Below are 19,730 nucleotides of genomic sequence, written 5' to 3'. Positions count from 1 at the left end.
ATCAACGAGTCCAGCTATTCCTACGCTGCAAGGCATTGAATATCATGACTGCTCTTGGTATGCCGGACTCCTATGTTGTTGAGTAAATCCTGAATACACTAGGTGAAAACTATCGTGTTCGGGATTTACTCAACAACGCCAATCTGAATCGCAAAACTCTCAGCCAGAGCAAGAAATACAAAAAAATGTATTTCTACGTTTAACAAGAAATACAACGTAGAGTTGCGTGGCAACCACGTTGCTTTACGCAAAAAAATGTATTTCTACGTTTAACAAAAATTACAACAAAATGTAATTTTACGCTAAGGCTGATCCCCGCCAGAGGCGGGCATGCGCCTCTGGCGGAAAAATACATATAAAAGTAGCTTTGAGATTTTAGTTGTAGTTTTGCGATTTGAGATTTAAGATTTGAGATAATAACATCAAGGCGTAATTTTTTAAGATTATAAACCATATGTAGAGAGTTTGCCTAATTCATGTCCACCAATAAAGCTACCGGCCAAATAGGGGAAGACTCTGCCGCGCGTTATGTGCGGCAGTTTTGCAAAATGAAGATACTGGGCAGAAATGTGAACTTAAAAACTGGAGAGATTGATATTGTGGCGCAAGACAACAAGACAATTGTTTTTGTTGAGGTAAAAGCTGCGGATGCAACAGTTCCGGATGACTTGCGTCCAGAGCATCATTTTGACCATCACAAACAGCAAAAGCTTAAAATTGTCGCCAGCGAATATCTTATTTCCAATAAATATCCGGAAAACACCGATTGGCGTGTTGACCTCGCGACTGTTTTGGTAGATTATGAAAGCCGTCTGGCAACGGTGAGGTACTTTAAAAATGTTGTTGCAGAATAGAGGTGAATATAATGGATGAATTATGGCAGCTCATCGGATTTACTGCTTTTATTGTTATGTTCCCCGTAAACTGGCTTCAGGTTTGGACAAATTATACACGAAAGTCAACCGAGGGCGTGAGTACTTCAATGTTCGTTACTCTATTTATTGGGCTTGCAATGATGTGCTTAGTCGCTATACACGATGGGAGCACCCTGGTCATAGTATTTAATTTTGGCTTTGGCGCAATCGGTGCATTGGTCGTTCTCGGTCAGATATGTTGGTACGGTCGTAAATAAAGCAGGAGGGGCGAGATGAGTAAGACTAGTGATTTGGTTGGGCGAATAGAACAGTCCTCAGCTCATCATTACAAGCGTTTTTCGGGAACAGTTTTTGCGCGCGCCAAGGGAGCGTGGCTTTGGGACGTTGAAGGGTGCAAGTATTTGGACATGCTTGCCACATACTCCGCGGTGAGCATTGGGCACAACCATCCGCGCATAAAACGAGTGTTGCGCCAACAGCTTGCTGTGGTAGGACACGCTTTTTACTTCGAACAAGAGGCGGCATATCTTCAGATTTTGACACAAGTATCGGGAATGGAAGCCGCTTTGCTTATGAATACCGGCGTAGAAGCCGTGGAAACCGCGATTAAGCTCGCGCGAAAGTGGGCATATACTCGCAAGCGCGTTGAACTTAATAGGGCGGAAATTATTTTTGCGCGCGATAATTTTCATGGCCGCACGATAGGTGTTATCGGTGGTTCGTCAGAGGAGCAATATTATAAGTTATTTGGTCCTTATCCCACGTTTGCATATCGTGTTGTGCCTTTTGGAGATACGGATATGATTAAAAGCGCTATTACGCCGTGCACAGCGGCGGTACTTCTTGAGCCGATTCAGGGCGAAGGCGGGATTCACATTCCTCCTGCGGGGTATCTTGCGGAAGTTAAGGAAATTTGCAAAAAACAAAACGTTCTTTTTATGCTGGACGAAGTGCAAACCGGTTTTGGTCGCACGGGTAGTATGTTTGCTTTTGAACACGAGGATGTCCGTCCCGATGTTCTTATTGTGGGCAAGGCGCTAGGTGGGGGAACCTATCCTGTTTCAGCGATTCTAGCATCTCGACATTTAATGGATGTATTTGAACCTGGCGACCACGGCAGTACATGGGGCGGCAATGCAATGGCATGCGCCATTGGCACAGAAACGATTAAGATTATTCAGGAAGAAGGTCTTGTCGATAATTCCGCAAAGATGGGCGAATGTCTCAAACAGCGTCTGCTTGAAATCACCGCCGGCTCGCCGCTTGTTAAAGAAGTTCGCGGCAGAGGTCTGCTCGTTGGTATTGAGCTTGCAAAAGAAGCCGGCAAGGCAGATGATTGGTGCGCGCGGCTCCTTGAGCTTGGAATTATCTGCAAAGGCGCGCATGACAAAGTTATCCGCCTCGCGCCGCCACTGGTTATTAATCGTCGGGATCTCGATTTCTTTTTAGGGCGATTTAAGCAAGTATTGCGCGAGCGCGAAAATTCGCGATAAATAAGCGTAATCCCGTCAGCCCACCCTCCTTCGCATAAAGCTACGGAAGGACAAGTGGGCTGGCGGGATTTTGTGAGTTTATGCGCGTGGCGAAGCGATACGCAAACTTAGTATTGTATGATATAATAGATATATGAGTGTTATTCCTATTATATTCAAACCGCTTCTCTGGTCGTATGATTTTGATAAATGCGATCCTATAAAGATAAAAAAACACTTATTGTGCAAGCCTTGTCTTATGGCACACTTGAACACTGGCGTTGGATACGAAATTTTTACGGCGACGAAGAGATACGAAAAGTTTTGGCAAATATTCCCGCAACTGAAATAAAACCCAAAACCAAACCTTTAATAGAAGCGGTTTTTCATTTTTCAAATTGGAATTATGTACCAAGAGGCATTAGACGATAACACGATTGATCTATATATTATATTTTCCCTTGAACTTATGTCTTTGGATAATGTAATTCTTGATTCTAAACGAAAATATGGCGAAGCGTTCAATGATCGACTTTTTTCCGAGCAATTGCTATACACAGACGATCTGGAAGATGAAAGTTTTATTGGCTTATTAAGCCTAAGACCAAAGAAGAGATGAAAGATTTTTTTATAACACTTATACAAGAAATTGGATAAAAAGGAGACTATAGGGCTATCAGGGCGTTCTCGTGATTGCTGACAATCGCTTACCCGATTTGTTTTGAATATAGTATAATTTATTTATGGGCATAAATCACTCAAATCAAGCACAGCCACTGGATTGGGAGCAATTAAAAACAAAACGAGTGCCGACAATTTTAGGCATTCTAGTTATACTGCTCATTGCAATCGTTATCTTTCTTTCAATTCCTCTCAAGAAAGAAACTGTTCCTTCGGCTCTTAAAACAGACAAGCCATCCGCTTTTAGCGATAAAGAAAAACAAGAATTGCTTCAACAGCTTTCCGCGTCTAAAGCGGGTGAGGAAGCAAGCCAATTGTCAGACAAAGACAAACAGCAGCTTCTTAAAGATTTATCCGTCCCATCAAGCAGCACGCCTGTTTTAACCGATGAAGAAAAGAAAAAACTTTTAGAATCACTAAGCGCGCAGAGTAAATAATAAAATCTCAAATCTTAAATCTCAAATCGCAAAACTACAACTTAAAATTCAAATCTACAGAAAGAGTTTTAAGAGTTAATCTTATGAAGCACCTCTTCCTCTCCACAATAGCAGGTTTAACAATAGGCATTACTCTCGTTGCCTACAGCGCTTTTGCCTGGGCGCCGCCCGTCCAAGCGCCACCTAACGGCAATACAGCTCCTCCAATTAATACAAGCGCGATTGACCAGTCAAAAGCTGGCAGTCTGCTAGCAAACGGTGGCGTATGGGCCGCATCTCTAGGTGTGTCTGGCGGCGCCCAATTTTTCGGCAACATTATGGATGGTTCTAGTAATATAATTTATGACAGTTCTACAAAAAAAATTCCGGCGGCGCGGCTTCCTTTTAATCAGGGCGACCTCATAGCCCCAGGGGATCGCCCGCTCATCTCGGGGCTCGCAAGCTATCTTACGAGTTATTTTAATATCGCTAATTTGGGAATTAGTGGCACAACTGCGTCTAATGTTAGGCAGGGAGTAACTTTTGGCCCGGGAAATAGTATTGTGGGCACAGCAACTTCTTCGTTGATAGGTGCGACTTTGGTTGATATATACGAACAGAAAATTTTTTACGGACCCAATGAAACCTATACACTTACAGCCACCTGTCCTGCGGGGAAAACCATTGCCGCTGCTGGACGTGGGTCCGCGGTTGTTACTGGTGGAAGTTATGGTATTGTTGGTGCGGAACGAATGGCTTGGGACGCGGTTATTAAAAGCATTCCGGTAGCAGCGTGCCAAGGAGCAACATCATGTTCGCAGGGTGTTGGTTCTGGTATTTTTGGTGGTGACACATTTGCCCTGCGGGTTTCAATCTGGTGTCTATAGGCGTTTTTGTTATATATACCCATTTTGAATGTCGGTATTGACTGATTATTTTGTATCTGCTATTATGGCGTTATAATCGATTGAACGATTGAATCCGGCTCGCAAGAGTGCGGATTTTTAAATTAAAAGTCAAAAATTAAAAGTTAAAAGTCACCGTAATGTTTAACTTCTGACTTTTATCTTTTAATTTTATTACATATGGATCTTCGCGCATTAAGCTCTGCACTATCACAGATTGCAGAGGAAAAAGGAATAAAAGTTGATCAAGTTTTGGAAGCCATTGAAATGGCTATTGCAGCTGCCTACAAAAAGGATTACGGTGAGCGCGGGCAGATAGTGCGGGCGAAGTTTGATCCCGAAACTGGCAAAATGGAAGTATGGCAGGTAAAAATCGTGGTGGATGAAACGATGATTAAAACCGAAGAGGAAATTGAGGCCGCGAGACAAGCGGCCTTGGAGAGTGGCGAAGCATACCAGCCGGAAGAAGAGGAAGTGTTTACCAAGGAAGGCGAGGAGGCGGTGCCGCATAAAATTCGCTTTAATCCGGAAAAGCACATTATGATTGAAGAGGCAAAACAAATTGACCCTAATGTTGAGTTGGGACAAGAAATGATTTTCCCGCTTGAAACCAGAGAAGATTTTGGTCGTGTAGCCGCGCAGACCGCAAAACAGGTTGTTATTCAGCGCATTCGTGAAGCGGAGCGAGAATCTATTTATACCGAATTTGAATCAAAGACAGACCAAATTATCAGCGGTGTCGTTCAGCGCATGGAGGGGCCGTACGTGTTTGTTGATATTGGCAAAACAATCGGTATTGTCTTGCCAAAAGATCAGGTGGCGCGTGAACGCTATCGTATCGGTGAGCGTATGCGTTTCTATGTACTAGGAATTGAATCTGGGCCAAAAGGGCCGCAGGTGTATTTGTCACGCTCGCATCCAAAATTTGTAGCGCGATTATTTGAGCTTGAGGTGCCGGAAATTTCTGGCGGTTCGGTAGAGATTAAAGCTATCGCGCGTGAAGCGGGCGATAGAACAAAAATAGCAGTAGCGTCTCTTGAAGATGGTGTTGACCCAATCGGCTCATGCGTTGGCCAGCGCGGCACGCGTGTTGCGGCAGTCATTCATGAACTTGGGGGTGAGAAAATTGATATTATAGAGTGGAAGAGCGAACCGGCCGCATTCATATCAGCGGCTCTTTCTCCAGCCAAGGTACTAGATGTGAAGCTTGAGAATGGACGGGCGCTTGTTACCGTGGTAGAAGATCAATTGTCTCTAGCAATCGGACGCGAAGGGCAGAATGTGCGCCTTGCCGCAAAATTAACAAATAGTAAAATTGATATAAAATCAAAAGAGACCGGGGAGATTAAGGGAAGCACGGAGACTGCAGAGGAAGATGCACCCGTCGAGACCGAGGGAAAACCAGAAGAGAAGATTGAAGAAGCAGAAGATGTGAAGGAAGAGACTAATATGTCTGAAAAAAATGAAGAAAAATAACTTAATTTAAGGATTTAAATATAGATTAAGTCAAAACTCAAATCTCAAAATGCAAAATCATAATTCAAAAGTAAAAAGTACATGCTAAATTTTTGAATTTTTCATTGTCATTTTGACTTTTGACTTTTAAATTTTAACTTTTTGTCCTATGTTTCTCCTAATCCCATTCATAGTCTCAATCATAGCTCTTTTTGTAGCGGGGTTGTTTGCAATGCGCGGGCTTGCAATTCCCATGAAGAATCCGCAAGTTTCGCAAATTTCAGCGGCGATTAAGGTTGCCGCGAAGGCGTATTTAGCGCGCCAATATAGAACAATATTTATAGTAGCGCTTGGTATTCTCGTGTTGCTGATGTTCTTGGGATTTAATATCGCACTCGGCTTTTTAGTTGGCGCGGTAGCATCGGCTTTGGCAGGATACATTGGCATGATGGTGGCGGTTTCTACTAATGGCCCTACGGCGGAACGCGCTTCAGGCGGCATAATTCCAGCATTTCGTCTTTCATTCCAAAGCGGTATTGTTACTGGCATGCTTGTCGTTGGGCTAGGACTTTTTGTTATAACGGCATTTTACTGGTGGACTAATGACGTTAGTTCTCTAGTGGGTCTCGCATTTGGCGGTTCTCTTATTTCAGTATTCGCGCGTATCGGCGGCGGTATTTTCACCAAAGCGGCTGACGTTGGCGCGGACTTGGTGGGAAAAATTGAAGTTGGTATCCCTGAAGACGATCCTCGTAACCCTGGAGTTATTGCGGATAATGTCGGTGACAACGTAGGGGATTGCGCCGGTATGGCGGCAGACGTGTTTGAAACATACGTTGTTTCAACCTTCTCTGCTATGTTGCTCGGCTCGCTTCTATTTAAGGGTGTAGACAACGCGGTGTTATTTCCGCTCATGGTGGGCGCGGTTGGTATTGTCGCTTCCCTACTTAGTTTGGGTCTGGTTCTTCTTGCAAATTTTGCGTCTGTAACAAAAAATCTTTATCTTGCAGTGATTGGCGCGGCGGCATTGAGTTTGCTATTTCTCTACCCCATTACAAGCTGGATGATGTCTGACATTATCCCCTATTCCCCAATCAGATTATTTATTTCTGTTGTAATGGGTATCTTGGTGGGCGCGGCTATGTTTGTTGTAACAGATTACTATACTTCAAAGCAGTTTCGTCCAGTACGCACGATTGCCGAAGCATCTCGCTCTGGCCACGGCACTAACGTTATTGCCGGCCTTGCTATTGGATATGAGGCAACCGTACTTCCTACTATATTTATTGCCGCGGGAATTTTATTAAGCTTCATGCTCGCTGGAGTTTATGGTATCGCGCTTGCTGTAGTCGGAATGCTTTCCATATCCGGCGTGATAGTTACCCTAGATGCGTTTGGCCCAGTGGGGGACAACGCGGGCGGTATCGCCGAGATGGCGGGATTGCCAGAAGAGACGCGAAACGTTACTGATATCCTTGACGCGGCAGGCAACACCACAAAAGCAGTTACTAAAGGATACGCTATTGCTTCGGCAGGGCTCGCGGCGGTTGTATTATTTGTTGCATATAAAGAAGAGCTTGGTGATTCTATTGACCGCGCTTTCAGCTTGGAGGATCCTCGTGTTCTAATCGGGTTGATGCTTGGAGGATTGGTTAGCTATCTTTTTGCTTCATTAAATATGATGGCGGTAGGCAAGGTTGCGGCAGCTGTTGTGGAAGAGGTGCGCCGTCAGTTCCGTGAAATGCCAGGCATTATGGAGGGCAAAGTAAAGCCAGATTATTCACGCGCGGTAGATATTGTTACGGGACGCGCTATTCGCGCGATGATTGTGCCCGCGCTTTTGCCTATCGTCGCTCCGATTGTCGTCGGTATGCTTCTTGGCGCGGAAGCTCTCGGGGGGCTTTTGGTCGGTGGTATTATTACCGGACTTTTCCTTGCGCTTTCAATGACTTCTGGGGGTGGCGCGTGGGATAATGCCAAGAAATACATTGAAGAGGGCAATTTTGGCGGCAAGGGCTCGGATGCACATAAGGCAGCCGTTACTGGCGATACCGTAGGCGATCCGTTTAAGGATACCGCTGGTCCTGCGATTAACCCTATGATTAAGGTTATGAATATAGTAGCGCTGCTTATTGTTAAGTTCTTGTAGAAAACTAATCTCAAAACGCAAATGGCAAAACTCAAATCTAAATCTTAAATCTAAAATCTTCAGATCCCTCACTGCGTTTGGGCCAAAGGCTCCCTTTGGGAGATGACAAATTAGATTGTAAGCTTTGAGATTTGAGTTGCAGTTTTGCGATTTAAGCTTTGAGTTTTGAGATTTTATACCATGGAAATTCAATTATCAAATAAAACAGAAACAGAAAAACAGTTTGAGGTTACTATTTCGGTTGAAGAGATGAAACCGTATATCGCGCATGCCACAAAGAAGTTGAGCGAGAATCTGGCGTTAAAAGGATTTCGTCCGGGTAAGGCGCCAGATGATTTGGTAGTTGCGACGGTTGGTCTGGGTAAGATATGGGAAACAGCCGCGGAACGTGCTTTAGAGAAAAGTTTTGTGGATGCCTGTATTGAGCACAAGCTGGATGTTGTGGCTTCGCCGCACGTTGAGGTTCTTCAGCTTGCGCCGGGTAACGATTTTCACTATCGCGCAACGGTAGAATTTTTGCCAGAAATTATATTACCTGATTTTCGGGTGATTGCGAGCCAAGTTCGTGAAAAAGAAAAGAAAGAAATAAAAGTTGAAGAAAAAGAAGTGCAGAGCGCGCTTGAGTGGCTGGCTAAATCCCGCGCTACAACAAGCGCGGTTGCGCGTGCGGCGCAAAACAGCGACGTTCTTGATATTGTTTTTGAGGGTAGAATTGCAGGAGTAAAGCAAGAGAATCTTGAAGGTTCTCGCCAAACACTTGTGCTTGGCGAGGATCGCTTGCTCCCTGGTTTTGAAAAAGAACTCGTCGGCTTAAGCGTGGGTCAAGAGAAAGATTTTTCTCTTACCTTCCCCAAGGATTACGGGCAAAAAGCGCTTCAAGACAAGGCGGTTGATTTTCACGTTAAAGTTGAATCGGTGCAAGAGCGCCATGTTCCGGAGATAAACGATGAGTTTGCAAAAAACGTTGGCGGTTTTGATAATTTAGATGCTCTTAAGACAAGCATTGCGGAAGGCATTAAGTTTGAAAAAGACAAATCGGAGGGCGAGCGCGTCTTCCTTAAAATCTTGGAAGCGATTGCTAAAAAGAGCACTATCCATATAGCCGGCACTGTACTGGAGCAGGAATTAGACAAGATGATGAGCGAGTTTCAAGAACAACTTGCTTCAATGGGAATGAACATAGAAGCATATTTGGCGCAAATTAAAAAAACCGAGAAAGAAATAAAAGATTCTTGGAAAGACAAAGCCAAAGAGCGAGTTGAGGGGGCGTTAGTTTTACGAGCAATCGCAAAGAAGGAGAACATAGAGGCAAGCGAGGAAGACGTGACAAAGCGCGCCAACGAATATTTGCAAGAATTCCGTAATGCCAAGGAGGCGGAAAAGGTATATGGAGACGGCGAGGCGCTGCGTGGACGAGTGAAAAACATTTTGCGTAATGAGAAGGTGGCGGAGATGCTGAAGACAGTCTAGCTAGTTAATTACAAAGTCCAAATGTCAAATTACAAATCAAGTTCAAATGACTTAATGTCAAAAGTTTTGTAATTTGGATTTTGACATTCATTTGACATTTGTAATTTGGACTTTGAAATTCAGCATTTTGTGAGCCTCAATGCTATTGGTCATCGTAAAAATGTAATATAAAAATATAATTTATCGTCTATGAACCTAATTCCAACAGTCATTGAAAAATCACAATACGGCGAGCGGGCGTACGATATTTACTCTCGTCTTTTAAAGGAGCGCATTATTTTTCTGGGCGGTCCAGTGGATGATATGGTAGCAAATAGTATCATTGCCCAGCTTTTGTTCTTGGAGAGCCAGGATCCCAAAAAAGACATACAATTCTATATCAATAGTCCAGGCGGGTCTGTCACAGCTGGTCTTGCAATTTATGACACCATGCAGTACGTGAAGCCGGACGTGGCTACGATTTGTGTTGGCATGGCAGCATCCATGGGAGCTGTGCTTCTTACGGCTGGCACGAAAGGGAAGCGGCGAGCATTGCCCAACGCGGAAATGTTAATTCATCAGGTGATGGGCGGCGCCGAAGGCCAGGCGGTTGATGTTGAGATTACAGCGCGCCAGATTATTAAGACCAAGGAGCGCCTTAATAGCATCTTGGCGAGCCACACCGGCCAAAAGAAAGAAAAGATCGACCGCGATGCGGACCGCGATTTCTATATGTCTGCCGAGGAAGCAAAGGATTACGGCCTGATTGACGCGATAGTAAAAACAAAACAGGAGTTATAGATATGAATGTGACTATTAGCAAGTATTCCTAAATCATAGGCAGAGGTCAGGCTTCCACGCGCTCGTGGAAGCCTGACCTCAATTAACGCAAATAGTATACGTTATACACAGCTCTCGCTATTCTTATGGAATAGCGAGAGCTGTGTTATAATCAAGGTAATCCTTGATAAATATTTATTTTGTGTCATCTCGAAGTCGTAGCAACGACGAGAGATCTCTCGCGCTAAGCTCGAGATGACACTATATTGGTTATATGCAAAATTTTTCTAAACACGCATTTGCCTTTGCTCTTGGAATTTGCATGGTTGCCGCAAGTATCTTTATTATTTGGCAGACGCACAGCAATAAGGTAAAAGAAGCGCATGCATCTGCCACAGATAATGTGTCTGGTTTTGCCTGGTCGGAGAATATAGGGTGGATTAGTTTTAATGATACAGATTCGGGTGCTGGTGGCGGCCAAAGTTATGGTGTGAATTATACCGTTGCAACGGAACAGCTAACCGGTTACGCCTGGTCGGAGAATATTGGCTGGATTAAATTTGATCCAGTTGGTCCGTATCCAGGCGCTCCTAATAATTCAGCTAAGTTAAATTTATCGTCTGAAGAAACATCGGGTTGGGCGCGCGCCTGCGCAGGTTCACCAAATGGAGATTGTACGGGCGGCGTTGGTCCGAATGCAAATTCTGGCGGATGGGATGGCTGGATAAAACTGGCTAAAGATTCGAGCGATGGTGGCGCGTCTTATGGCGTTATCTTCACCAAGGTCACAAAAGAGTTTAGCGGCTGGGCGTGGGGTGGAGATGTGGTCGGCTGGATAAGCTTTAATAGCCAAACGGATGGAAGTGGCGTGCAATACGCCGTAAAGGGCTCATTCAATACTCCGCCAACGGTAAGCGATCTTTCCACCAATACCGTAAGCGTGTGCGCCTCTCCCACGTATCAGCAGTTTTCCTGGAATTTTTCTGACGCAGAAGATGGTTCAACTCAAACCTCATATCAGTTACAGGTTGCTACCGATAGCGATTTTAGCACTCTTATTATTGATACCGGAGTAGTCACAACCCCATCAACAAGCAGAAGCATTATGGTTTCTTTGCCGCCAACATCCAACCTTCAGTTTAATACCAGCTATTTTTGGCGAGTTCAGGCATTTGACAGCTTGGCTGCTTCTTCCGGTTGGGCTAATGGACCTAATTTTACAACTCCACAAAACCCTCTCCCGTCAGTAAACTTCACATGGCAACCATCTATTGCCAATATTAGTGAGAATGAATACGTGTTCTTTACAGACGCCACTAATTTTTATTCTTCCACTCAAGGTTGGTTGTGGGTTATTACCAATGCCACATATCAAAATGGCACGAATAACACAAGTCAAAATCCTGTGGTAACATTTAATACTATTGGCGATCAAACCGCCACGCTTACAGCAACAAATAACGTCGGTAGCTGTTCTGTAGAGAAATCTTTGGGAACCATCAAAACTCCTCTGCCACAGTTTAAGGAAGTGAAGCCGCAGTAGGGTAAAACATAAGCACTGTTGCAAAAATCCCCTTTGAGGGGTTTTTGTATTCGTAAATTCGTATCGGATTCGTTATTCGTTGATGTATTACCCTGCTAACAAGTTTTTGCCTGTCATAGTCGGGGGAGGGAGTATATTTATTAGATGCAAAATAGTGGGCGCTACATCTGAAAGCAACCCCGTTGGCTCCTGTCCCGCAATGCCTACGAACATGCCATGATGGCGTAGCGACTCGTGTACCACCAAGAAGGGAACGGGGTTTACGGTGTGTTGTGTGCGTATGGTTGCTGTGCGCGGGTCGCGCATCTGCTCCGCGTTGCCGTGGTCCGCGGTGATAAAAAGATAGGCATCATTCCCCTGCGCTAGAGCAAGCAGCCGATTGATGCATGTGTCCACCGTACGCACGCCCTCAATCGTTGCGGCAAGGTTGCCGGTGTGCCCCAGCATGTCGGCGTTTGCATAGTTTACTATCGCGCAGTCGAACCTACTGAAGTGCTCTTCTATATATTGCGTTATCTTCGGCGCGCCCATTTCGGGGAACTGGTCGTAGTGCGGCGTGCCTACCGACGGAATAAGCTGGCGCTCTTCGCCCTCGAATGGCCTTTCCTGTTGGCCATTTAGAAAGTATGTCACGTGCGCATATTTTTCGGTTTCTGCAATATGAAGCTGGTGATATCCCGCCTTTGATAGGACGCGCCCTAGCGGCCAAGCAATGGTTTCATTCATAAACGCAACATCAATAGGAAGAAGCGGATCGTAATTTGTCAATCCAACAAATACTATGTTTTTTAGTTGTTGGTATGCCTCTCCTTCCTCAACCTCGATATTTTCTTGCGCTGGCGGCATCACAAATATTCGCGTTAGCTGTCGCGCGCTATCCTCGCGGAAATTAAAAAAAATGATAGCATCATTGTCTTTTATTAAAGCAGGGGGTTGATCGGGACTGTTAGGCGGCACAATGACAGCCGGTTCGATATCGGTATCATTAATCCCTTGAGCATACGAATTTTGAAGATAGGCGACGGGATCGGTGGTTTTATTTCCAATACCTTTTGTGAGCAAATTGTACGCGCGGCGCGTTAACTCCCAGCGCTGATTACGGTCCATCGCGTAGTTTCTGCCCATTATAGTGCCCATAGCCCCCGTCTGTTCTGAGCTCATACGTTCTTGCAAATTGCGTATAAACGTCGCTCCTTCGGTTGGGGGGCTATCCTTGCCGTCAGTGAATACATGCACAACGACATTGTCGATTTCTTGTTGTTTTGCTAGGGTGAGAAGCGAATAAAGATGGTCAATATAGCTATGTACGCTGCCTGAAGATAAAAGGCCCATCATGTGAAGGGTAGAATTATTTTGTCTCACATGGTTGGTTGCCTTTAGAAATGCAGGGTTCTGAAAAAAAGATCCATCGCGGATAGCGGCAATAATGCGAGGAAGGTATTGAAATACAATTTTGCCGGCGCCGATATTAAGGTGTCCAACTTCGCTATTTCCTTCCTCTCCCCACGGAAGACCAACGCCGATACCAGATGCTTGCAGTAAAAAATAAGGATAACTCCTCGTAAGAACGTCCATTGTTGGTGTTTTTGCTTCAAAAACGGCATTGCCCGGACGCTGCGGCGCAATTCCCCATCCGTCAAGAATGGCTAGAATAAATTTTTTTTTGTCAGGCATATTAGTATTATAACACTTTGTGTTGTTTTTGTTTGGTACAGAATACTAACTGTTTAGCAGACGTTCCCGTATTCAGTATTCTTGATTCTGTATTCAAAACCTCGTTTGTTTTGACACGAGCTTTGAAAAATGCTATCCTGCCTACATTGCATTGCAGATAGAATAATGCAGCACAATGTTAATTTTAATCATCAAACTAATCTATGACAGCATATCTTCCCTTTTTAGTGGGGTTCGTTGCGTTGGTAATAGGAGTTTTTCTTGGATACTACAGTCGTCAAACAATAGCCAAGAAGCAAGAAGGTTCGCTAGAAGCCCGTATGAGCAAGATTACCGCAGACGCGCAAGCTAAAGCCCAATCCACTCTTTCGCAGGCGCGAGATAAGGCCGCGCAAATTCTTGAAGAAGTAAAACGCGAAGAACAAGAAACCAAAAAACAACTCGCAAGACTAGAACAACGTCTTTTGAAGAAAGATGAACTTTTTGACGCGCGCGAGGCAAGCTACGCACAAAAAGAACAAGAACTGCAACAAAAAACAGAGCAAGTGCGCGCGATTAAAGAAAATGTTGAAGAGCTGCACAATCAAAAAACAAAAGAGCTTGAGCGTGTATCAGGACTTAGCGTTGCTGAAGCCAAACAAGAGCTTTTTTCTAATGTTGAAAAAGATTACAAAACAGAACTCTATGCTCACATGGAAAAATTGGAGCAGTATGGACGTGATGAATTAAACGCGCGCGCCAAAGATATTGTCACTGTTGCGGTACAGCGTTACGCCGCTCCTCAAACAGCGGAAATCACCACTACAACAGTTTCTCTACCAAGTGACGAAATAAAAGGACGCATCATAGGCAAAGAGGGAAGGAACATAAAAACGCTTGAAAAAATGACTGGCGTAGAGCTTATCATTGATGATACCCCAGAGGCAATTGTCATTTCCGGTTTTGACGCAGTGCGCAGGCATATTGCAAAATTGACCCTCGAAAAGCTTATCGCCGACGGCCGTATTCAGCCCGCGCGTATTGAAGAAGCGGTGATGAAATCAAAAGAGGAAATCTCCGACAAGATTCGCGAGGCGGGAGAAGCGGCAATGTACGATGCCGGTATTGTCGGTATAGACCCAAAGCTTGTGTGGCTTCTTGGCCGTTTGCGATACCGCACAAGTTACGGTCAGAATGTTTTGATGCATTCACTGGAGGTGTGCCATATTGCGGGCGCGCTTGCCGCGGAAATTGGTGCGGATGTTATGATTGCCAAAAAGAGCGGCTTGTTCCACGACATTGGAAAAGCTATAGATCATGAGGTGGAGGGGTCGCATGTGGAGATAGGTCGCAACTTACTTAAAAAATTTGGTGTGTCTGAAGACGTGATCAAGGCGATGCAATCGCACCACGAAGAATATCCTTATGAAACGCTCGAATCGCGCATCGTGCAAGCCGCCGATGCGATTTCCGCAGCTCGTCCGGGCGCGCGCAAGGATACGCTGGAAAATTATATTCGTCGTCTATCCGAATTGGAGCAGGTGGCGACTTCCTTTGTTGGCGTTGAAAAAGCATATGCAATTCAAGCAGGCCGCGAAGTGCGCGTATTTGTGACACCAGAGACTATTGACGATTTAACGGCAAAAACTTTGGCGCACGACATTGCAAACAGAGTGCAATCCGACCTTCAGTACCCTGGTGAAATTAAAGTCGTGGTAATTAGGGAGACGAGAGCGATTGAGTACGCGAGATAGGCGCGCTCGCCATTAAATGTCAAAATTCAAATTACAAATGTCAAATGAATGTCAAAATCTAAAGTTCAAAACTTTTGTCATTAAGTCATTTGGATTTCATTTGTAATTTGACATTTGGATTTTGAAATTAGCGTTCGTTATTAAACTATTTATTCTTAATTATTCATAGCATATTATTCCATGCGTATAATATTCTTCGGTGACACATTCGGCCGTCCTGGTAGAGAAGCGCTAAAAAAAATAGTGCCTATTTGGCAGGAAAAGTATTCACCAGATGCGATTATTGCTAATGTGGAAAATATTGCGCACGGCAATGGTATAAATGAGGTAACACTGGGCGAATTGCGCGATATGCATACATTCACCGTGTTTACTTCGGGCGATCACATTTGGGATGATGGCGAGGCTAAAAGTATGCTTCAGGATCCCACGTGGACACTTGTCCGCCCGGAAAATTTTCCACCAGGCTCTCCCGGCAAGGGATACCGCACCGCAATGGCGGGCAGCCAAAAACTGCTAGTGTGCAATATCCTCGGGCGTTCATTCATTCGCGCTGAAGTTGATTCGCCGTTTCGCGCTATGGACGACATTCTTTCTCGGTTCACGCTCAAGCAAGATGACGATGATAAAGAGCACGCGGACGCGATTTTTGTTGATTTTCACGCGGAGACTACTTCGGAGAAGCGCGCGATGGGATTTTATCTCGATGGAAGAATTTCCGCGCTTGTGGGAACTCATACACACGTGCCAACCGCAGACGCGCAAGTTTTGCCTGCTGGCACCGCGTACCTTACAGACGCCGGTATGGTAGGTCCATTTAATTCATCAATTGGGCTTGAGCCAAGATCAGTAATAGATAGATTCCTTACGCAAATGCCTGCAAAGAAAGAAGTGGTTGATAATGGCAGGGCGGAAATTGGCGCAGCCCTGATAGATGTTAATAGAGATGGGAATGCAAAAAGCATACAGCAACTTAGAGAAATTATTGACTATGTATAAGGAGATGAATATTTAGAATCTATTTGGATTTTAATTTCAAAGTCCAAATGTCAAATTACAAATGAAATCCAAATGACTTAATGACAAAAGTTTTGAACTTTAGACTTTGACATTCATTTGACATTTGTAATTTGGATTTTGAAATTATGGTACCTATAGTTGCTTATTTACTAGTTATTTGCGTATAATATATATGAAAGCAATACTCCGCATAAAATGGCGGGTAAAGGTCGGATCTACCAAATACAAAATAATTTGTAAGTCAAAAATAAAAAATTTCTATGAACAAAGATCAACTGTTAGACGTAATGTCATCCAAAGCAGATATAACAAAAAAAGCGGCAGGAGACGCGCTAGAAGCAATGCTTGATGCCATCAGCTCAACTTTGAGCAAAGGAGGTTCGGTAGCATTAACTGGTTTCGGAACATTTCAAGTTTCTCATCGCGCGGCACGACAAGGTGTTAACCCAAAGACAGGAGAGAAACTACAGATCCCAGCAATGAAAGTTCCTAAGTTTAAGGCAGGCAAGTCGTTAAAAGAAGCAACGCGATAATAATTGCAAGTTTCGTTTTGAAAACAACCCCGTTCCGCATTTGCAGGATGGGGTTGTTTTATTATTCTTTGCGTGTTATGACCGAATATCGTCCCCACTATAGAGAATAGATAGGAGGTATTTTAAATGCAAATTCGTGCTATTAACTTCCTCATGAGTGAGGGTCTTGGGTTTTGGAAGGTACTTGATACAGAATCTGGAAGGGCAGAGTGCAATTGGCTGATAGCAAGTTTTGCGCAAAATCGCGTGACGCACGTAATCATTCCCACGGAATCTATTAACTATCCTGCGTCTGGGTACAGTTTAAGCAGGCTGCAATGGCTTGTTGGGCGAGTGCAGGCGAGTGGTATGATAGCTGTGGTTTGGGGAGATAAGCTACGTTATTTTTCTTCGTCGGGCATTGACTGGTGGGGGCAGATTGTTGATGCTTTTGGATCTAGTATTGTGTACAATCTGTCGCAAGAGATTGATATTTTATGGGTTGACAATGATGCCCGCAAGTCAATAATTATAAGTAACCTGACCCAAGCCGTAAATTATTTAGTAGGGAGAGGCATTTCGCGAGATAGCATTTGGGCGGGCGGAGGAACGCGTGAGGGTACGATAGCGATTGCTAAAGCCGGTGTTGGTGTGCTTACCTATACCATGTATCGCGATGTGCAGGGCGCGTTAAACGTGAAAGACGCGCCACAGATTCCTCTTGCCGAAAACGTGCTCACCGGGAACATGCGCATTATTAAAGCGTTGACTAATCTTCCGCTTCTGCTTGTGGAATTTGGGCATTACACCACATGGGGAGGGGAGATTCTTCAGCGGGATGTGCTGGCGCTTTGCATTCGTGCGGCGCAAAATGCAGGGTGCATAGGCACAGGGCTATGGCTTTGGCTTGATCTTTGGAATTGCGATGGTCCAGCTGGATGGTGCGCGCCGGATAATAATTCGTATGGCGTCATTAGAAATGATGGCGGCAGCGTCATGTCTAAACTAGCATTTACGGCCGTGGTACAGAATTGGTAAAAATAGCAAAGCTCTTCGAAGCATCGAAGAGCTTTTTTATGCGTTTACTAGCGAGACGATTTACAGATTTTTATGAAGGTAGCAATTAATTATCTTGTGATAGAGTTTGCATGTTTTGCACGTCTCAGCACAAGAAATATGAATATTATAATGACAGTTTATACATTCATACGGACATTGAAGCAGGCCTGGCATTATTGCGCCCTCTTTTTGCCTATGGCACTGTTTCAAATGATTGTTGTATGGGGCGGTTGTAATATTTTGCTCGCATTTGTCACACAAGATACAACACGGCCTTATATGAGAAATGTGTAAGCTTGACTGATGGCAAAGACATTGGCATTCATGGATACATGACATTTGCTTGCTCATTAAATAATTCCTTTCTCTAAACTTAGCAAGGTACTATTTCTGGAGCGGGTAACGGGAGTCGAACCCGTGTCACCTCCTTGGAAGAGAGGAGTAATGCCGTTATACGATACCCGCCATAGCTCGCAGAAGCGAGCTATGGCGGGTACGGCCCGTTAGTAGATCGCTAAGGCGAGTTTCGTTTATGAATTTGGTCGGGGTGCTGGGAATCGAACCCAGTCTCCATCCTCCCAAAGGACGTGTACTGCCAGTATACTACACCCCGTCAATTTAAAATCCAAAATCCAAATTACAAATGTCAAATAAATGACAAATACCAAATCAAAAGCCTAAATTGACATTCGTCATTTGGATTTTAGTATTCATTTGGACTTTGTAATTTGGATTTTGACATTTTTCTTTATTGTCCCAAGTATACCAAGAATCTCTCTTTTGGTCAAAATCCCGTAACAGGGTATAATAGTAATACGCTTATGCTCGATCAACTTTTATTTTGGAAACAATGTAGGAGGCTTGGCCTTTCGCTTTGGGAATGTCCCCCATTTCTATTTATTATAATGGGGGTTTTTACTATCATATCTACCCTCGGCACATACTTTATTGCTAGTATGTATAGCGAAACAGAGGTTGTAATTGGAAGCGTGAGTATCGTTTCGGTGGTGGTATTTATCATTGGATATATAGTCGTGCAAAGTTTTGAGCGGCTTGCGCGAGCCAGTATCACAAAAACTGAATTTGTTAATATTGCCTCGCATCAGCTGCGCGCTCCGCTTTCATCAATTAAATGGACGTTGAATCTTTTGTACGCTGACGAGTCGTCGTCTTTGCGGCCAAAAGATAGGGAATATTTGGAAATAATCCGCGCGTATAACGAACACATGGTTGCGATTGTTAATGATATGCTGGATGTATCGCGCATAGAAGGGCAAATGTTTCAGCTGCATACTAAACCATTATCGCTTTCAGATCTCATTATGCGCATAATAAAGGTAATGGAGCCCTACGCCAAAGCGCATCATACTGAAATTGTTGCGCAGATACCGAATTCTTTTCCCGAAGTCATGGCCGATGAAGAATATACAAAAATGGTTTTTGAAAATTTGGTTGATAATGCGATTCGGTATAGTAACGACAATGGGTCTGTATCAGTAACACTTACGCAAAAAGACGGCTACGCGCGCGTGGATGTTATAGATCAAGGCGTTGGTATTCCGGTTGAAGAGCAAAAAATGATATTTCAGAAATTTTTTCGTTCGCATAACGTCGTGCATAGCCAAACAGAGGGGACGGGGTTGGGGCTTTTCATCGCGCAAGCGGCAATAAATAAAATGAATGGCAGAATCGGGTTTATATCCGAGGAGGGCAAAGGATCTACTTTTTGGTTTGAGTTGCCGATGTATAATAGGTGAGTGGAACAAATTCAGATGATAAACTAAATACGAAAATTTTAATTTGTCGTTTGCGACAATATATTATCTCAAAACTCAAATCGCAAATCGCAAAACTACAACTCAAATCGGCGTTGTTGAGTAAATCCCGAACACGATAGTTTTCACCTAGTGTATTCAGGATTTACTCAACAACATAGGAGTCCGGCATACCAAGAGCAGTCATGATATTCAATGCCTTGCAGCGTAGGAATAGCTGGACTCGTTGATT

Annotated in this window: 18 protein-coding genes and 2 tRNA genes; 17 read left to right on the top strand and 3 right to left on the bottom strand. The window is 44.2% G+C overall.

The window, feature by feature from the left end:
• Window positions 1–476: 476 nt before the first annotated feature.
• From HYV65_03000 to HYV65_02945, 12 genes are all read left to right on the top strand, one after another.
• A complete protein-coding gene (locus HYV65_03000; protein MBI2463174.1) occupies window positions 477–854 on the top strand; it encodes a YraN family protein in 378 nt (125 codons plus the stop codon).
• 56 nt (window positions 855–910) lie between these two features.
• Window positions 911–1,132, top strand: a complete 222-nt coding sequence (locus HYV65_02995; GenBank protein ID MBI2463173.1) for a hypothetical protein — start codon at window positions 911–913, stop codon at window positions 1,130–1,132.
• A gap of 15 nt (window positions 1,133–1,147) precedes the next feature.
• A complete protein-coding gene (rocD, locus tag HYV65_02990) occupies window positions 1,148–2,368 on the top strand; it encodes an ornithine--oxo-acid transaminase (protein MBI2463172.1) in 1,221 nt (406 codons plus the stop codon).
• A 189-nt stretch (window positions 2,369–2,557) separates the two neighbouring features.
• Window positions 2,558–2,779 (top strand): hypothetical protein, encoded by a 222-nt coding sequence (locus tag HYV65_02985; protein ID MBI2463171.1) that lies wholly within the window; start codon window positions 2,558–2,560, stop codon window positions 2,777–2,779.
• A gap of 37 nt (window positions 2,780–2,816) precedes the next feature.
• A complete protein-coding gene (locus HYV65_02980; protein ID MBI2463170.1) occupies window positions 2,817–2,966 on the top strand; it encodes a hypothetical protein in 150 nt (49 codons plus the stop codon).
• 124 nt (window positions 2,967–3,090) lie between these two features.
• Entirely contained in the window at window positions 3,091–3,465 is a 375-nt protein-coding gene (locus HYV65_02975) for a hypothetical protein (GenBank protein ID MBI2463169.1), read from the top strand.
• 83 nt (window positions 3,466–3,548) lie between these two features.
• On the top strand, window positions 3,549–4,331 hold the full coding sequence (locus HYV65_02970) for a hypothetical protein (protein MBI2463168.1): 783 nt from the start codon (window positions 3,549–3,551) through the stop codon (window positions 4,329–4,331).
• Between the two features lie 198 nt (window positions 4,332–4,529).
• Window positions 4,530–5,825, top strand: coding sequence for a transcription termination/antitermination protein NusA (gene nusA, locus HYV65_02965; protein ID MBI2463167.1), 1,296 nt, complete (start codon window positions 4,530–4,532; stop codon window positions 5,823–5,825).
• 148 nt (window positions 5,826–5,973) lie between these two features.
• Complete coding sequence (locus HYV65_02960; GenBank protein ID MBI2463166.1) at window positions 5,974–7,953, top strand: sodium-translocating pyrophosphatase; 1,980 nt, start codon at window positions 5,974–5,976, stop codon at window positions 7,951–7,953.
• Window positions 7,954–8,133: 180 nt separating this feature from the next.
• Complete coding sequence (gene tig / locus HYV65_02955) at window positions 8,134–9,423, top strand: trigger factor (protein ID MBI2463165.1); 1,290 nt, start codon at window positions 8,134–8,136, stop codon at window positions 9,421–9,423.
• 189 nt (window positions 9,424–9,612) lie between these two features.
• Window positions 9,613–10,203 (top strand): ATP-dependent Clp endopeptidase proteolytic subunit ClpP, encoded by a 591-nt coding sequence (clpP, locus tag HYV65_02950; protein ID MBI2463164.1) that lies wholly within the window; start codon window positions 9,613–9,615, stop codon window positions 10,201–10,203.
• Window positions 10,204–10,456: 253 nt separating this feature from the next.
• Complete coding sequence (locus HYV65_02945) at window positions 10,457–11,725, top strand: hypothetical protein (protein MBI2463163.1); 1,269 nt, start codon at window positions 10,457–10,459, stop codon at window positions 11,723–11,725.
• A gap of 87 nt (window positions 11,726–11,812) precedes the next feature.
• Here HYV65_02945 and HYV65_02940 read toward each other — a convergent pair whose 3' ends face one another.
• On the bottom strand, window positions 11,813–13,399 hold the full coding sequence (locus HYV65_02940) for a 2,3-bisphosphoglycerate-independent phosphoglycerate mutase (protein MBI2463162.1): 1,587 nt from the start codon (window positions 13,397–13,399) through the stop codon (window positions 11,813–11,815).
• Between the two features lie 203 nt (window positions 13,400–13,602).
• On the opposite strand from HYV65_02940, the gene rny reads away from it, so the two are divergent.
• The 4 genes from rny (at window position 13,603) to HYV65_02920 (ending at window position 17,702) form a co-directional block, all read left to right on the top strand.
• Window positions 13,603–15,132 (top strand): ribonuclease Y, encoded by a 1,530-nt coding sequence (rny, locus tag HYV65_02935; GenBank protein MBI2463161.1) that lies wholly within the window; start codon window positions 13,603–13,605, stop codon window positions 15,130–15,132.
• A 180-nt stretch (window positions 15,133–15,312) separates the two neighbouring features.
• Window positions 15,313–16,131: a YmdB family metallophosphoesterase gene (locus HYV65_02930; GenBank protein ID MBI2463160.1), complete on the top strand. Its 819-nt coding sequence runs from the start codon at window positions 15,313–15,315 to the stop codon at window positions 16,129–16,131.
• Window positions 16,132–16,412: 281 nt separating this feature from the next.
• Window positions 16,413–16,685, top strand: a complete 273-nt coding sequence (locus HYV65_02925; GenBank protein ID MBI2463159.1) for an HU family DNA-binding protein — start codon at window positions 16,413–16,415, stop codon at window positions 16,683–16,685.
• A gap of 126 nt (window positions 16,686–16,811) precedes the next feature.
• Window positions 16,812–17,702, top strand: a complete 891-nt coding sequence (locus HYV65_02920) for a hypothetical protein (protein ID MBI2463158.1) — start codon at window positions 16,812–16,814, stop codon at window positions 17,700–17,702.
• 412 nt (window positions 17,703–18,114) lie between these two features.
• Here HYV65_02920 and HYV65_02915 read toward each other — a convergent pair.
• Window positions 18,115–18,188, bottom strand: a tRNA-Gly gene (locus tag HYV65_02915).
• Window positions 18,189–18,262: 74 nt separating this feature from the next.
• Window positions 18,263–18,336, bottom strand: a tRNA-Pro gene (locus HYV65_02910).
• Between the two features lie 292 nt (window positions 18,337–18,628).
• On the opposite strand from HYV65_02910, the gene HYV65_02905 reads away from it, so the two are divergent.
• Window positions 18,629–19,480 carry a HAMP domain-containing histidine kinase gene (locus HYV65_02905; GenBank protein ID MBI2463157.1) on the top strand — a complete coding sequence of 284 codons (852 nt, stop codon included), beginning with the start codon at window positions 18,629–18,631 and terminating at the stop codon, window positions 19,478–19,480.
• The last annotated feature ends 250 nt before the right edge of the window (window positions 19,481–19,730 follow it).

The organism is Candidatus Spechtbacteria bacterium (assembly GCA_016188605.1).
Classification (GTDB): Bacteria; Patescibacteriota; Minisyncoccia; order Spechtbacterales; family JACPHP01; genus JACPHP01.
The sequence above is the reverse complement of the archived record's forward strand: the minus strand, read 5'-3'. Positions and strand labels throughout refer to the sequence as shown.

Excerpts from the sequence above, each read along its gene's own strand:
- HYV65_02970 (MBI2463168.1), top strand. The coding sequence starts at position 3,549 with ATGAAGCACCTCTTCCTCTCCACAATAGCAGGTTTAACAATAGGCATT.
- HYV65_02945 (MBI2463163.1), top strand. The coding sequence starts at position 10,457 with ATGCAAAATTTTTCTAAACACGCATTTGCCTTTGCTCTTGGAATTTGC.
- rocD (MBI2463172.1), top strand. The coding sequence starts at position 1,148 with ATGAGTAAGACTAGTGATTTGGTTGGGCGAATAGAACAGTCCTCAGCT.
- clpP (MBI2463164.1), top strand. The coding sequence starts at position 9,613 with ATGAACCTAATTCCAACAGTCATTGAAAAATCACAATACGGCGAGCGG.
- HYV65_02905 (MBI2463157.1), top strand. The coding sequence starts at position 18,629 with ATGGGGGTTTTTACTATCATATCTACCCTCGGCACATACTTTATTGCT.
- rny (MBI2463161.1), top strand. The coding sequence starts at position 13,603 with ATGACAGCATATCTTCCCTTTTTAGTGGGGTTCGTTGCGTTGGTAATA.
- HYV65_02930 (MBI2463160.1), top strand. The coding sequence starts at position 15,313 with ATGCGTATAATATTCTTCGGTGACACATTCGGCCGTCCTGGTAGAGAA.
- HYV65_02995 (MBI2463173.1), top strand. The coding sequence starts at position 911 with ATGTTCCCCGTAAACTGGCTTCAGGTTTGGACAAATTATACACGAAAG.
- HYV65_02975 (MBI2463169.1), top strand. The coding sequence starts at position 3,091 with ATGGGCATAAATCACTCAAATCAAGCACAGCCACTGGATTGGGAGCAA.
- HYV65_02980 (MBI2463170.1), top strand. The coding sequence starts at position 2,817 with ATGTCTTTGGATAATGTAATTCTTGATTCTAAACGAAAATATGGCGAA.
- HYV65_02960 (MBI2463166.1), top strand. The coding sequence starts at position 5,974 with ATGTTTCTCCTAATCCCATTCATAGTCTCAATCATAGCTCTTTTTGTA.
- HYV65_02940 (MBI2463162.1), bottom strand. The coding sequence starts at position 13,399 with ATGCCTGACAAAAAAAAATTTATTCTAGCCATTCTTGACGGATGGGGA.
- HYV65_02925 (MBI2463159.1), top strand. The coding sequence starts at position 16,413 with ATGAACAAAGATCAACTGTTAGACGTAATGTCATCCAAAGCAGATATA.
- HYV65_03000 (MBI2463174.1), top strand. The coding sequence starts at position 477 with ATGTCCACCAATAAAGCTACCGGCCAAATAGGGGAAGACTCTGCCGCG.
- nusA (MBI2463167.1), top strand. The coding sequence starts at position 4,530 with ATGGATCTTCGCGCATTAAGCTCTGCACTATCACAGATTGCAGAGGAA.
- HYV65_02985 (MBI2463171.1), top strand. The coding sequence starts at position 2,558 with ATGCGATCCTATAAAGATAAAAAAACACTTATTGTGCAAGCCTTGTCT.
- HYV65_02920 (MBI2463158.1), top strand. The coding sequence starts at position 16,812 with ATGCAAATTCGTGCTATTAACTTCCTCATGAGTGAGGGTCTTGGGTTT.
- tig (MBI2463165.1), top strand. The coding sequence starts at position 8,134 with ATGGAAATTCAATTATCAAATAAAACAGAAACAGAAAAACAGTTTGAG.